The sequence below is a fragment of the Terriglobia bacterium genome (assembly GCA_032252755.1).
Classification (GTDB): Bacteria; Acidobacteriota; Terriglobia; order Terriglobales; family Acidobacteriaceae; genus JAVUPY01.
Map to the genome: position 1 here is coordinate 40,563 of JAVUPY010000067.1, position 13,608 is coordinate 54,170.

Sequence of the window (13,608 nt, forward strand, 5' to 3'; positions counted from 1 at the left end):
AAAGCAGGTCAGTTTGAGACGATTCGGACACTTTAGTCTGATTTTGCTGGCGAGTTTGGGCGCACTTGTGATCCTGGTGACGGTGACGCCACTGGTCTCCTGGTGGGCTGGTTGTCTTGCAAGGCCGTGGGATGATGCACGCGGCGATACGCTGATCGTGCTTTCGGGCAGCGGGAACGAACGCATCATTGGTTATGGAACCTACCTGCGGTGTCAGTACGCAATTTTTGCGTGGCAGGAAGGCGGATTCAGCCGCATCGTGGTTACGGGCAGCGGTACGGGCGAACCCGAAGCCGTGGCCATGAAACGCTTCCTGGTCGCGGAAGGAGTGCCTGAGTCAGCGATTCTCGCTGAGCCGCGAGCGACGAGTACCCGCGAAAATGCGCTGTATACGAAAGAGCTTTTGCAGGGTGGCGGTGGGAAATTGGTCCTGCTGACCAGCGACTACCATAGCTATCGTGCGACCCGAACGTTCAGGAAGGTGGGACTGAACGTCACAACGCGCCCGGTTCCGGATGTCGGGAAGAGGGCGACACGCGTTTTGAATCGGTGGCCCGGGTTTGTGGAGTTGTGTGTGGAAACGGTGAAGATCGGGTATTACAAGATGCGAGGTTGGATGTAACTCCGAAAAAGAGTCGCCCCGCTGGATAGCGGGGCGATGCGCAAACAGGCGACTTCTCAGATCGCCTGGAAACCTATCCTTTGATTCCTGAAAGGGCCTGTTTAATGGCAGCGGCATTCGGGCCGTTGGGCGCCAACTCCAGGGCCTTCTTCAAGTGCATAGTTGCCTTGTCGGGCTGTGACGTCTTGTCGTAAGTCAGACCGAGATGGTACTGCACGGTTGCATTATCGGGGGACTTCTTGGCTGCCTCCTCGAACAGATCGCGCGCGGAACCATAAACGCCCTTCAGGTAAAAGGCCCAGCCAAGCGTGTCGGCGACATTCGGGTTGTCGGGCAGTCCGCGACGTGCTGTTTGCGCAAGGCTGAGGGCTACGTCCAAGTTTCCGCCGTGGGTCATCATGAGATACGCGAGATTGTTCGCGGCCAGCGGGTAATCGGGTTTCACCTGCAGCGCCTGTTCATAAAGCTGCTGGGCTTTCTGGAAGTCTCCGCGGGATTCCTCGAGGGTTCCCAGCATGATCATCGGAATGGGATTTCGAGGATTCGCCTGGATCAGTTTTTGGTAATTTGCCGCGGCGCTATTGATATCTCCATTGCTGACGTCCATCTGCGCGATCTGCAGAATGGCGGCATTGTTATTGGGGTTGATGCTAAGCGCATGCTGGAAGGAACTCTTTGCGGAATTCAAATCGCCGCTGCGTGCCTGCGTCTCGCCAAGCAGTGCCCAATACGTATCGTTCTGCGGCGCTTTGGCGATTTGTTGATTGATGCGGGCGATCAACTTCGCCGCTGGGCGTTTCTGGATGTTGTAGAGATCGCTGAGGCCGACGAGTCCCTCGGTCCAATTGGGATCCTTGTTGAGCGCGGTCTCAAACAACTTTTCGGCTTCCGCATATTTTTTCTGATGCGTATCCCAAATCGCCATCTTGCTGTACCCGACCGGGCTGTTGGGAGCCAGCGAGATCGCTTTGTTCAGATCGGCCTCTACGGCTGCGGTATCCTTCTGCGCTGATTCGGCATTGGCACGGAAGATATACCCTGCGGGATCATTCGGGCGCAGACGGATGATCTGTTCGGCCGAGGAGCGAAGCAGGTCGGCGTCACCTTTACGCATGCCGACAGCGGCAAGGTACTGCTGCGCTTCGAGGATGTTGGGATTGAGCCGCACGGTTTCGCGCCATTCGGATTCCGCCCGACCTGGGTCGCCGCTCATGTCGAATGCCCGCCCGAGTTGCAGGTGGGCGGTGGCATTGTCGGCCTGATCCTTGATTGCGGCCTGGAGCAGGTTGATGGCGTCGTTGTATTTGCCTTGTCCGATCAGGATGCGGCCCTTCAGAACCTCAGCATCCGGGTCCTTCTTGTTATCGTCGAGAATTTGATCGACAAGTTTTGTGGCCTCATCAGTCTGCTTCCGTGCCAGCAGAAGCTCGATGTACGCCTTCTCGGTTTTGAGATCCTTCGGATGTTCCTTGTAGAGGGATTGGAACTCGGCGAGCCCCTTGTCCACATTTCCGGTGGCTAAGTAGAATTCACCGAGCAAGCGGTAGCCGTCAGGGTTGTTCGCAAAAGTCGTCTTGGCATTTTTCAGCAACTGCTCGGCATCGGTCGAGCGATTCGTGGCCAGGTAAAACCGTGACAGCGCGAGATAGGGCGCGATGGACTGCGGGTCGGCGGCGACCGCTTCTTTAAAGGCCCTTTCAGCCGCCGGGAAGTTCTGTTCCGAGGCGTAGAGATTTCCCAGGCTGAGCCGGGCAATAGTCAACTTAGGGTCCATGGCTATTGCCTTCTTGAGACTCTGTTCGGCGTCCGCGGTCTGCTTCATCCGAGCCTGAAGAAGTCCCATCTGGACGCACATGTTGGGATTGTTCGGGTCAAGCTGAATGGCCTTGTCCATTTCGGCTTTGGCTTCCGGAAGTTTATTCTGACCTGCGTTCACGCTGGCAAGCAATGCGTGTGCAACGGCATTCTTCGGGTCTTTCGCAAGGACCGAGTTCGCTGCCTGTTCGGCTTCAAACCAGTTGCGACTCGCAGCGTAGAGCCCTCCGAGATCGAGTTGTGCTTGCGTGTAATCGGGCTTCAGTTCTACGGTACGCTTCAATTCGCTGAAGGCGCCTCGAAAGTTGGCTGTTCCGATGTAAGCCTTTGAAAGCTTGTAATGAGCTTCGGCGAACTTCGGATCGATCTGGACGGCGTTCTGGTATTGGATGGCCGCTTCCTTGAACTGCTTCTTGTCCAGATAGCGGTTGCCGCTTTCCAGGTACTTCTGTTTTTCAACGTTCGGATCGCCCTTGCAGGCTACGAGCGTCAACAGCAGCACGACGCCAAACAGCAGAATTGCGATTTTCCTCAACGAAGTCATCCCCTCATCTCCATTTTTTCGGGCAACGGCTGGTCGGCCCGTTCCACCTTTTTGCAAAAGCACTACTCATTACTTCGGAATGTAAGCATTCAGCATTGGGAACAAAGTTTGGGCGAACTCTACGGCTCGCGCCTGGCTCTGTTCCACCGTTTCGTTGGGGAGGATTGGCGTCACCAAGCGAACCATACCGCCGTCCGACCGGTTCATGCGAATCGAATCGGCGATGAGATAGAACTTCGCGGCGTACTCACTTGCGGTTACCCGGCCATGTGCCTGGTACCAGTACATGACTAACTGCTTGTCAGACCCCTGTGCTACGACGTAGCGATTAACACGGATGGACTTGCCGGGTGCAACCGGAATCCATACACGGTCAGATTCCAATGGAGTCCATCCAGAACCGGGAAGGCAGTTCTTGGGCGAGTGAATCGTATCGCCGGTACGCTGGCTGATGTAATAAGCGATGAAAAGATCGACTGGCTGCCGCACCGGGCTGGTGTAGAGGCGGGACAGGAAATGTCCGTCTCCCAGCACCTCGCGCACGCTGGGACTGATTGGTTCGGGCCTGCCCTGCCATGTATCGATCGTGTAGGGAAGCTTTTCGAGATCCTGATATTTTGCTTGGAACTCGACCCGTCCACGCGCCTGCAGCAGACCCGCGGTGGCTAGCAATAGTACCGAGACAATCAAAACACGAGTGCTGGACAGTTTCGAACTCTTCATTGGGCTCTCGCAATCTTCAGTTTCGGAATGAGACTCAGGGCCTTATGGGTAATGAAGAGCAGACACATGGAAACCAGGAAAATCAGCCAGCCGGAGAATTCGTGGAAGAATCCAAGCGCTCGGTCAGGATTCCAGTACTGAACCATTAAACCGGTTCCGAAGATCCGGAAGCCGTTGGCGAAGACCGCGATGGGGATTGCCGCCAGCGCGAGGATGACGCGCATGGCCACGCGATCGTCCACGAAGTAGCCATAGATGATGGCGAGGGTTCCCAGGCTGAGCAGGGAGCGGATCCCGCTGCAGGCCTCGGCGACCTCCAGCGGCATGGCGGGAAGCGCGATGATGTTGCCTTCGCGGAAAACCGGAATCCCGACCAACTGAAGCGAAGCCGCGGCCAATTTGGCGGCGAGTGTCTGCAGCGGCAACGTCATCTGCGCGAATAGTATGGCTGGAATTGGAACCATCAAGAAAAGGAACAGCCATGGGAACAGCAGTACTCTGAAGTATAGCCATCCCAAGAAGTAGATGATCAGCCCCGCCAAGAAAAGGATTAATGACACACGGGCGACGAATAGTTCTGCGCCAAGGCTGCCTAGGATCACCAGCGATAGGGAGCCGACTATCACCGGGAATCCCCAGTTGGAAGGCTCGATTGCGAGAGCTGAAAGTTCCTTACGTTTTGTCCAGACAATGAAGGCTGAGAAGAGCGGAACGATGAAGCCGTGCGAGAAGTTTGGGTCATCGCTCCAGTCCCTAATAAGACGCCACACGACGTCGTAGTAGACCGCCGCGATCAAGGCCAGGAGCAGCAGCAGTTTCCACGAGAGTAATGCCCCCCTTAATTCTTGCCGGTTGGATGCGGGTTGTTCGGCAACTGCTTGCGAGAGGTCCATTTAGGCGTCCTGAACGTGAGTTTTGCCGCAAGAAGAACTAGCAATTCGGGTTCCAGCATAGCTGGGCAGGCGCGCTCAGTTTTCAAGAGGTTGCGGCGGAAACTGAGGCGGAAAGTGGAAAATGATTTCCCTTGGGAAAGGGGATTTCCATCACGAAACGGGGCCAAAACAGGGGTGGTTCTTGGCGCATCCCATTGGGGACGTATCGGTAAGTTATTGTTTTTCAGTGATTTGAACTGAAGGGAATCCGTTTGCCGCGCGCAATGGGAAAAGGTTTTCCACCCGGAGTTGCCATTAAAGGGGATTTTCTAGAGGAACGTACCTTCCGTCGGAACCGGATAGAGGTATCTCTTTGAGTTCATTGAGGCGGGGACGCTTGGGGAGCTCTGGTACGGCATTTGCAATAGACCGTAGCGAGAGTATCTCGGTTCGAGTAGCAATTCAGTTAAGCGAGAGCCATAGTCGACCGGAGTAATCGCTGGTCGGATTTAGGTCATGAGCAATCTCACGCAGGTCATTGCAGAATTGGCGGCAAGTGACGTTCCGGTGCTGCTCCTGGGCGAACCGGGGGTCGGCAAGCACCTGGTTGCGCGGCAAATCCACGACGCCGCGCCGTGGCGCGCGTCGCAGTTCCTGCACTGCCGGTGCCGACACGCGGATGAGGCGGCGATTCGGCGGGTTTTCGAAGCCGAGAGCGAGCGCACGAAAGAGCCCTACACTGCATATTTCGAGGGGCTGGAAGAGCTTTCCGCAACAGGCCAGAGAGCATTGCTGAACTGCATGGATGGCCAGAAGGATCGTGGGCCCTGTCCGCGAGTGATTGCTTCGGGGACGACGGACCTTGAGATGGAAGTACGATCGGGGCGGTTCCGCGAGGATCTTTACTACCGGCTCAGCGGAATCTGCTTCACTATCCCGCCGTTGCGTCACCGAAGAGAAGATCTGTGCCAGTTGGCAGATGAATTTCTTGAAAAGTTTGCGGCCCAATTCAGCCGGCCTAAGCCGCCGTTGAGCCCGGCGCTGACGCGTTTTCTTTCGTCCCATCCGTGGAGTGGAAACCTGGATGAGTTGGAAGATGCAATGCGGACAGTAGTGGCGGTAGGCAACGTTCAGGTGGCGATCTCAGCCTTGCGAAATTCGCAGTCGAATGGCAATGGCCGCGAGAAGCGCAATGGGTGGGAAACGGTTTCGCTGAAGCAGGCGGCCCGCGCGGCGTCACAGAGGGCCGAACGGGAACTGATTCTAAAAGTCCTTTCGAAGACCAATTGGAATCGCAAGAAGGCGGCTGAAGAACTGCGCATCAGCTATAAGGCACTTTTGTATAAGCTTCGAGAAATTGGCTCGACCCCGTCAGCACTGGTCGGGCAGCAGGAGGGTAAGTCGGAATGAAGAGACTGGCACTTGTTCTTTTATTGGCGATCTGCTCGCTCCCGGCCTGGTCGCAAGGAAAGACGGCGAATGAGACGCCAACGAAATCCGCTACTGACGATCCGACGTACGTGATCGGACCTGAAGATATGCTCAACATCGCAGTCTGGAAGGAGCCCGATTTTTCCAGCACGGTTCCGGTGCGGCCGGACGGCAAGATATCGCTGCCGTTATTGGGGGATGTAGAGGCGTCTGGAAGGACGCCGGGCCAACTTGCTCAGGACCTCACGGTGAGGCTAAAGAAGTACATCGACGATCCCCATGTCACTGTGGTGGTGACCGCGATCAACAGCAAGCGGGTGTACATCCTGGGCGAGGTCAATCATCCGGGCACGATGAACATGTCTCCGGATATGACGGTGCTGCAGGCGATCTCGGCGGCTGGTGGACCGACAGCGTACGCCAACACGAAAAAGATCACGATACTCCGCACCGTCGCCGGACAGCAGAAGAAATACGCCTTCAATTACAAGGAAGTCATTAAGGGCAACGATATACAGCAGAATATCGTGCTGCAGTCGGGAGACACGATTGTTGTTCCGTAACAAGGAAACAAACATGAAATATGCTGCAATCATTTTGTTAATGCTGTTGGCGGCCGGCAGTGCGATGGCGCAGACACAGTCGGCACCACCCGCGCCAGTCGCGGGATCGGTGCCGGATCAACCTGAGACTCCGACTTACGAACCCATGGATCAGCCTCTGTCAGGTGTGGAGACGCAAGATATCGGGTGGTCGTCGGAATCTCGAAACACCTTCGTTCCGTTCGTAACGGCTTCGGGAGGATGGGAGTCGAATGCACCTCATCTGTCAGGAACAAGTTCCACGACTGCCGGGTCCGGGATTGCGAATCTTGCGGGTGGTTTGACGCTGAATCGAATGTCTGGGACGGGCAATGTGACTTCGCTCGAGTACATGGGTGGTGGACAGCTCTACACGGTCGATTCGAACCTGAACGGGCAGTTCCAGCGGCTGAACTTTTCGCAACGGTTATTGGCTGGAAGGTGGTCGTTCCTGCTGTCGGACGGGTTCTCGTATCAGAAAGACGCATTTGCAGCTGCGGCGCCCATGTTGTTTCCGGGTGTGTACTTCGGTCCGGGAGGGACTTTCTACCGTCCCGGAGTGACTCCGGGCGAATCGATCATTGGGCAGAACACGCCTCGCATCAACAATTCTTCGACCGGGCAGGTTACGTACGGTTTCAGCCGAGCGACATCGCTGACGACGAATTTTTCGTATGGGGTACTTCACTATCTCGACAGCGCTGTTTATCTCAGTAATCGGCAGTTGTCAGGTGGAGGGGGGCTGGACCACCGTTTTGGACGCGACACCCTGGGGCTGAACTATGAATTCACGAGATTCTCATACGACGATATCCCGGTGAAGTTTGATTCGCATACTACGCAAGTTGTGTTCAGTCATGTACTGACCGGCCGGTGGTCGTTTGAGGCGGGCGGCGGGCCTTCGATTCTCGTCAGCGACTACTCGCTCTACAAAATGACGCGAGTATATGGCAGCGGACACGCGGCATTGCACTACAAAGTGCCGATGACCGATTTGACCCTGCGGTATGGGCGATCGGTTACGAACGGCTCCGGGGTGCTGCCGGGGGCGATCACCGACGATGTGGGCTTCATGGGCAATCGCGGGCTGAGCCGCGCGACATCCGTCAACTTCTCCGGGGGTTACTCTCGTAATTCGGGAGTATTTGTCAATTCGAGTTTTAATACCTTCTACGTGGGAGCCGGGGTTTCGCAGAAACTTGGCCGATACGCCAGCGTGTCTTTTGGATACACAGGCCAGCGGCAAACAGGAAGTGCATCTTCGGGGCTGACCCGTCATTCGGTACTGGTGTCATTCAAGTGGAGTTTCAGGCCGATCATGTTGCGGTGATCGAAACAGGGGAGTGAGGGTGAAGGAGTTTTCATGCTAGGCAGCCGACAATTAACGTGGTCCGACTACGTCTCGATGGCGCGACGGCGCTGGTGGATTATTGCGATTCCAACGATTTTGGCGCCCATTCTGGCGTACGTGGGTTCGCTTTGGATTCCCAATCAGTACACGTCGAAGACATCGGTTTTGGTGCAGCAGCAGAGAGTGCCCGACAGTTTCGTAAAGCCGGTAGTGGAAGAACAGATCAATGAGCGGCTGGCCACGATGCAAGAGCAGATTCTGAGTCGGACCCGGCTGCAACCAGTAATAGAAAGAGATGGACTCTACAAAAGCGACGTAGGAAAAGTTCCCATGGAAGACTTGCTCAATCGTATGCGCAAGTCGATCACTGTGAGCCCGGTACGCGCCGATTTTGGCGATCGGACGGGAGGGCTGCCTGGCTTCTACATTACCTTTACGGCAGACGACCCGAAGGTAGCGCAGCAGGTGTGCGGCGAAATCACGTCGATGTTCGTGAACGAGAATCTCCGGAGCCGTGAGCAACACGCGCAAGGGACGACGGACTTCCTCAAATCGCAGGTTGACGACGCGAAGCGCGTCCTCGACGAGCAGGATGCCAAACTGGCGGCGTTCAAGGACAAGTATCTGAACCAGCTTCCGGGCGATGAGCAGACGAATTTGACGATGTTGAATTCTTTGAACAATCGCATGGAAGCAATCAACCAGTCGATTTCAGCGGCTCAGCAGCAGAAGACTTTCACCGAAGGGATGCTGGCACGGCAGACGGCGGAGTGGAAGGGTTCGCAGATGGAGGGCTCCATCGGTGCCCCCGCCGATCTGCAGAAGCAGCGGACGCAGTTGCAGGCGCAATTGCTCGATCTTGAAACGCGTTACACGGCCGACCATCCGGATGTCATCAAGACGAAAAATCTGCTCTCGGAATTGGACAAGAAGATAGCGGCGGCGAATGCAGTGGTGAACGATCCGAAGGGTAGCGTAGTGGATCCGGCCTCGGAGCCCAAAGAACTGGTGCAGATGCGGCTGTCGCTGAAAGCGATCGACGAGTCGATCAAGAACAAGCAAAAGGAACAGGCGGAGGTTCAGAGAGAGATCCGGTTGTATCAAGGAAGAATCTCGGCCAGTCCGCAGGTCGAAGAAGAGTACAAGGGCCTCACCCGAGATCACTTGACCGCGCAGGCGTTTTACGAAGACCTGCTAAAGAAGCAGCGGGAATCGGAAATGGCCACGGACCTGGAGCGGCGTCAGGAAGGCGAACAGTTCAGGGTGCTGGATCCCCCCAGCCTTCCGGAGCGGCCCACGTTCCCGAACCGTCTAAACATTGCGTTGGGTGGGTTGGTATTCGGTTTCTGCCTGGGCGGTGGGATCTCGTTCCTGTTGGAAGCAAAGGACCAGTCATTCCGCACGGAGGCTGATGTTCTTGCGGTTCTGAAAATGCCTGTCCTGGTCAGCCTTCCGAAACTGCCAGACGCGGCAGCAATAGAAGAGACCAAAGAAAAAGAGTTGGTGAACGCCTAGCGAGAGAACATGTACAAGCGATTCTACGGATTACAAGCAAACCCGTTCAATCTGAACCCCGACCCGCGATTCCTTTACGAATCGCGGTGGGTCGAGGAAGCGCTGGCGTGCCTGAAGTACGGAATCGAAAGCCGCAAGGGATTCGTAATGTTGACGGGCGAGGTGGGAACGGGCAAGACCACCCTGTTGAACAAACTGCTGCGGTTCTTGCGCGCGAAGGGGCTGTCGACAGCATACGTCTTCAATCCCCGTCTCAAAGTCATGGAGTTCCTGCAGTACATGATGGCGGATTTTGGCCTGCCAGTCGATTCGAATGGAAAAGCCGCCTACCTGCAGCGTTTGAACCAGTTCTTGCTGGAGCGGTACAGCGCCGGAAAGACTGCGGTGCTGATTGTGGATGAAGCACAGAACCTTTCGACGGACGTCCTGGAAGAGATCCGGATGTTAACGAATCTCGAGACCTCGACCGAAAAACTGCTGCAGATCATCTTGTGCGGGCAGCCCGAACTCGAGACGAAGATGAAGGATCCGAGCTTGCGGCAGCTTCGGCAAAGAATTGCGATTCGTGCGAAGACGCACGCGCTGAACCTGGAAGAAACAGGCAAGTACATTCAGGTACGGCTGGCGATCGCGGGGGCAGCTGCGGATCCTGTTTTCAACCAGGAAGCGATCGAAACGATCTTCGAGTTTTCGCGTGGGATTCCGCGTGTCATCAACCTGATGTGTGAGCACGCGCTGATCACTGGGTTTGCCGATCAGTTAAGACCGATTCCGGCGCGTGTTCTGAGGCAAGTCGCAAAGGAGTTTGAGTTGGACATTATCCCGCCCGTGAGAGACGCAGGCGAAAACATGTCCCTGGTAGAAGCATTGAACTACACCTCGCGCAACGAAGAAAGTGACAATGGAGCGGACTCATGAGCCGGATTCACGACGCATTAAAGAAAGCGGAAGAAGAGAAGATGCAAAAGAGTCCGGCGGAGACGCCAGAAGTTCAGCCGGTCGCATATGTCGCGGAGGAACCTACTCATGAGGCGGCAGCGGCAATCGTGGAGCCGATTTCCGCCGGGCAGCAGACAGTGGTGTCGCCGGTGCACGCGGAAGCGGCACTGCAGCGATGCGCATCGGTTCAGTGGCGTCCCGACCGGCGCGTCGCACTGTTCCTGGATGCAAATTCGCAGGTCGCACCGGGCATGGAAGAATTCCGCACGTTGCGCGCGAGACTGTTCCAGATGAGGGCGAAAAAGCCCCTGAAGTCGATACTCGTTTCCAGTGCTCTGCCGGACGAGGGCAAGAGTTTCGTTTCCGGGAACCTGGCGCAAGTGTTTGCGAGGCAGCGCGGGGGGAGAACGCTTCTTATCGATTGTGATCTTCGCAAGCCGCAGTTGCACGAGGTCCTGGGCGCACCTAGGACCCCAGGAGTTTCAGAGTATCTGCAAGGGACCGTGGACGAGTACTCGATCATTCAAAAATCCGGCTATGACGATCTCTTCTTCATTCCCGGTGGCGAAGTTAGTCCGAGCACCCCGGAATTGATTGGAAACGGGAAGCTGAAGACGCTTCTGCAGAATGTTGGGCCGCTATTCAGTTGGATTGTGCTGGATTCTTCGCCGACTGCTCCGGTATCGGATGCTTCGCGCATAGCAGAATTTTGCGACGGAGTGATCCTGGTTGTTCGAGCGGCCTCGACGCCGGCGTCGATGGCGGAAATGGCAAAGCGTGAGTTCCGAGACAGGCCGATTTTAGGAGTTGTGCTGAACCAGGTATCGCAGTCGGAACCCACCTATTCGAAGTACTACTACAGCCAGTACGGGCAAGGTAAGCATACTAAACATAAGCAGTAGATACCCGAAGTACGCATGACGGCTCCCGAATGATTCGCCTGTTCCAAGTCTATTACCCGGTTCGCACGCTGGTACTGCTCGGCGGCGAACTGTTGCTGTTGGTCGCGTCTTTTATTAGCGCGACGGTAATCCGATTGGGCCCGGATTCAGAGCTGACGCTGCGCTATGAAAACGGCCTGGCCAAGCTTCTCATTGTTTCGATACTGGCCATCATCTCGGCCTATTATTTCGATCTCTACTCTCCGCAGAACCTCCGCTCAAAGAACGAAACATACTTCCGCCTTTTGCTGCTGTTTGGGACGATGTGCCTGGTTCTGTCTGCGGTCGGATACTTCTTTCCCGAGTTCTTCTTCGGCCGCGGAATATTCACGCTCGGCATGATCATCGCGACCATCTCGGTGTTGTGTTGGCGCGGACTGTATGTGTGGCTGCTAAGAAAGCCGTTTCTCCGTGAGCAGGTGTACGTTCTCGGTTCCGGGCCCAAGGCTGGACGCTTCGTGGACGCTATCCGGGACCGAACCGATCTGGGAATGGACATCATTGGATGGACGGGCGCGAGCAACAGCCTCGAAAGCATGGAATCGCTGACAACGGCGATCAACAACCTGAGCGACGGACGTGTGCAGCGCGTTGTAGTGGCGGTCAGTGAGCGCCGCGCAACCCTCCCTGTGCGCGAGATGCTGGATCTTCGCCTTAAAGGTGTAAAGATTGAAGATTCCACGCTGCTGCTGGAGAAAATCAGCGGGAAGATCGACGTCGACGACCTCAGGCCCAGCGCGATGATCTTTTCCGAAGGGTTCAAGGTGAACGAGGGGATGCTGGTGATGCGGCGCGCAGTTTCGATCCTCGCGAGCCTGATTCTGCTGCTTTGCTTTGCTCCACTGCTGCCTTTCATCGTTCTCGCGATCAAGCTGACGTCGCCGGGGCCGGTGCTGTTTTCTCAAAACAGAGTCGGGAAGAACGGACGGATTTTCAAGCTGTACAAGTTCAGAACGATGCGCCAGGACGCCGAGGCAGGAACCGGCGCAGTTTGGGCGCAACAGAACGATCCTCGTATCACTACTGTCGGGAGATTCCTGCGGAAGACGCGCCTGGATGAGATTCCGCAATTGTGGAACGTGCTGAAGGGAGATATGGGGTTCGTTGGCCCGCGCCCAGAACGGCCGGAATTCGTGCAGTGGCTGGTCGATGCGATTCCGTATTACAACCTGCGTCACATCATTCGTCCGGGCATCACGGGCTGGGCGCAGACCAAGTACCAATACGGAGCTTCGCTGGAAGAGACACAACAGAAGCTCAGTTACGACCTGTACTATATCAAGCACATCTCCGTGATGTTGGACTTGATGATTATTTTCGGGACCATCAAGACGGTTATCCTGCGTCGCGGTGCCCAATGAGTTGGTCAGAAAGAAAGAGGTTGGGAAGGCAACTCGCGACTGGAGAGGTCATTCTGCAGAATCGTTCCCAGGGGAACGAACTTGCGTCCGCGAAGCAGCTCCGACAACCGCGCTTCCATCTGTTCGATGTTGCGATAATGGCGCAAACGCGATTTCAACGGAGCTGCGACTCGCGGCTGCTGCGGGTCGATTTCCCACGGGTGCAAGTAGATCAGGATCGGGCGTCGGTCCGCTTCCACAACGCGGCGAGCCGCCCATCGATGGAACCACATCGGCAGGTTGCGAAGAGAGCCCCCGCCGCAGGCTGGAAGATTGCGTCCGAGTACCCTCACGGTCATTGGCGGAATTTCGCAGAGAGTCTTCAAATGATCGATCTGCCAACGGAATGGGAAACGTGGTGCGCCAGGAATTCCGTAAAGGTCGTGCAGCACCGGAAAGACGCTGGAATCGTAGAGGAAACCTTCTTCTTCGAGAATTGGTATAGCCCAGAGGGTCTCACGAACAATAGAGAACGTAGGGGCACGATAGGAGGTCGGCTGTTCCCCGCAAGCATTTGCGATTGCCGCTATCGCACGTCGCGTATCGGCGCGAAATTCGTCAGGAGTAAGCCGGTGGATTCGGCGGTGGAGAAAGCTGTGGCAGCCGATCTCGTGACCGGCAGCGCGGATCTCGCGAACGATCGCGGGGTAGCGCTCTGCGACCCACCCGAGAACAAAAAATGTCCCGTGCGCGTCAAATCTCCCCAAAAGTTCGAGAAGCCGGCGAGTATTGTCAACGACGCGGCTGGGGAAATCGGACCACGATTCCGGCTTGACCTGGCCTGCGAAGGCTTCGACCTGGAAGTAATCTTCTACGTCTACACTCAGGCCATGCAGTTGCGTTTCATTCATATGGTCAGCATTTTTGCAATACT

At 56.0% G+C, this 13,608-nt stretch carries 12 protein-coding genes; 8 read left to right on the top strand and 4 right to left on the bottom strand.

The window, feature by feature from the left end; genetic code table 11:
• Positions 1 to 13 precede the first annotated feature (13 nt).
• Complete coding sequence (locus ROO76_16365) at positions 14 to 622, top strand: YdcF family protein (protein ID MDT8069737.1); 609 nt, start codon at positions 14 to 16, stop codon at positions 620 to 622.
• Between the two features lie 73 nt (positions 623 to 695).
• Here the strand turns inward: ROO76_16365 and ROO76_16370 are convergent, their stop codons facing one another.
• The 3 genes from ROO76_16370 to ROO76_16380 form a co-directional block, all read right to left on the bottom strand.
• On the bottom strand, positions 696 to 2,981 hold the full coding sequence (locus ROO76_16370; protein MDT8069738.1) for a tetratricopeptide repeat protein: 2,286 nt from the start codon (positions 2,979 to 2,981) through the stop codon (positions 696 to 698).
• A gap of 69 nt (positions 2,982 to 3,050) precedes the next feature.
• Entirely contained in the window at positions 3,051 to 3,704 is a 654-nt protein-coding gene (locus ROO76_16375; GenBank protein ID MDT8069739.1) for an EpsI family protein, read from the bottom strand.
• Positions 3,701 to 4,597, bottom strand: a complete 897-nt coding sequence (locus tag ROO76_16380; GenBank protein ID MDT8069740.1) for an exosortase/archaeosortase family protein — start codon at positions 4,595 to 4,597, stop codon at positions 3,701 to 3,703. Before ROO76_16380 ends, ROO76_16375 begins: the two co-directional genes overlap by 4 nt.
• A 495-nt stretch (positions 4,598 to 5,092) precedes the next feature.
• Here ROO76_16380 and ROO76_16385 point away from each other — a divergent pair, with 495 nt between their 5' ends.
• Genes ROO76_16385 through ROO76_16415 form a run of 7 tightly spaced genes read left to right on the top strand, consistent with a single transcriptional unit; the run spans position 5,093 to position 12,695 of the window.
• Positions 5,093 to 5,986, top strand: a complete 894-nt coding sequence (locus ROO76_16385; GenBank protein ID MDT8069741.1) for a sigma 54-interacting transcriptional regulator — start codon at positions 5,093 to 5,095, stop codon at positions 5,984 to 5,986.
• The gene (locus ROO76_16390) at positions 5,983 to 6,570 is read left to right on the top strand and encodes a polysaccharide biosynthesis/export family protein (GenBank protein ID MDT8069742.1); all 588 of its coding nucleotides are present in this window, start codon (positions 5,983 to 5,985) and stop codon (positions 6,568 to 6,570) included. The genes ROO76_16385 and ROO76_16390 overlap by 4 nt, the downstream gene beginning before the upstream one ends.
• A gap of 13 nt (positions 6,571 to 6,583) precedes the next feature.
• Entirely contained in the window at positions 6,584 to 7,918 is a 1,335-nt protein-coding gene (locus tag ROO76_16395) for a hypothetical protein (protein ID MDT8069743.1), read from the top strand.
• 33 nt (positions 7,919 to 7,951) lie between these two features.
• On the top strand, positions 7,952 to 9,454 hold the full coding sequence (locus ROO76_16400) for a Wzz/FepE/Etk N-terminal domain-containing protein (GenBank protein ID MDT8069744.1): 1,503 nt from the start codon (positions 7,952 to 7,954) through the stop codon (positions 9,452 to 9,454).
• A 9-nt stretch (positions 9,455 to 9,463) separates the two neighbouring features.
• Positions 9,464 to 10,372 carry an AAA family ATPase gene (locus ROO76_16405; protein MDT8069745.1) on the top strand — a complete coding sequence of 303 codons (909 nt, stop codon included), beginning with the start codon at positions 9,464 to 9,466 and terminating at the stop codon, positions 10,370 to 10,372.
• Positions 10,369 to 11,295, top strand: a complete 927-nt coding sequence (locus ROO76_16410; GenBank protein MDT8069746.1) for a CpsD/CapB family tyrosine-protein kinase — start codon at positions 10,369 to 10,371, stop codon at positions 11,293 to 11,295. Before ROO76_16405 ends, ROO76_16410 begins: the two co-directional genes overlap by 4 nt.
• 29 nt (positions 11,296 to 11,324) lie before the next feature.
• A complete protein-coding gene (locus ROO76_16415; protein ID MDT8069747.1) occupies positions 11,325 to 12,695 on the top strand; it encodes a TIGR03013 family PEP-CTERM/XrtA system glycosyltransferase in 1,371 nt (456 codons plus the stop codon).
• Positions 12,696 to 12,700: 5 nt separating this feature from the next.
• Here ROO76_16415 and ROO76_16420 read toward each other — a convergent pair whose 3' ends face one another.
• Positions 12,701 to 13,585 carry a DUF3473 domain-containing protein gene (locus ROO76_16420; GenBank protein MDT8069748.1) on the bottom strand — a complete coding sequence of 295 codons (885 nt, stop codon included), beginning with the start codon at positions 13,583 to 13,585 and terminating at the stop codon, positions 12,701 to 12,703.
• Positions 13,586 to 13,608: the final 23 nt, after the last annotated feature.

What these genes read in the sequence shown, in the direction of transcription:
- ROO76_16370 (MDT8069738.1), bottom strand. Translation starts at nt 2,981, where the DNA reads ATGACTTCGTTGAGGAAAATCGCAATTCTGCTGTTTGGCGTCGTGCTG.
- ROO76_16375 (MDT8069739.1), bottom strand. Translation starts at nt 3,704, where the DNA reads ATGAAGAGTTCGAAACTGTCCAGCACTCGTGTTTTGATTGTCTCGGTA.
- ROO76_16380 (MDT8069740.1), bottom strand. Translation starts at nt 4,597, where the DNA reads ATGGACCTCTCGCAAGCAGTTGCCGAACAACCCGCATCCAACCGGCAA.
- ROO76_16385 (MDT8069741.1), top strand. Translation starts at nt 5,093, where the DNA reads ATGAGCAATCTCACGCAGGTCATTGCAGAATTGGCGGCAAGTGACGTT.
- ROO76_16390 (MDT8069742.1), top strand. Translation starts at nt 5,983, where the DNA reads ATGAAGAGACTGGCACTTGTTCTTTTATTGGCGATCTGCTCGCTCCCG.
- ROO76_16395 (MDT8069743.1), top strand. Translation starts at nt 6,584, where the DNA reads ATGAAATATGCTGCAATCATTTTGTTAATGCTGTTGGCGGCCGGCAGT.
- ROO76_16400 (MDT8069744.1), top strand. Translation starts at nt 7,952, where the DNA reads ATGCTAGGCAGCCGACAATTAACGTGGTCCGACTACGTCTCGATGGCG.
- ROO76_16405 (MDT8069745.1), top strand. Translation starts at nt 9,464, where the DNA reads ATGTACAAGCGATTCTACGGATTACAAGCAAACCCGTTCAATCTGAAC.
- ROO76_16410 (MDT8069746.1), top strand. Translation starts at nt 10,369, where the DNA reads ATGAGCCGGATTCACGACGCATTAAAGAAAGCGGAAGAAGAGAAGATG.
- ROO76_16415 (MDT8069747.1), top strand. Translation starts at nt 11,325, where the DNA reads ATGATTCGCCTGTTCCAAGTCTATTACCCGGTTCGCACGCTGGTACTG.
- ROO76_16420 (MDT8069748.1), bottom strand. Translation starts at nt 13,585, where the DNA reads ATGAATGAAACGCAACTGCATGGCCTGAGTGTAGACGTAGAAGATTAC.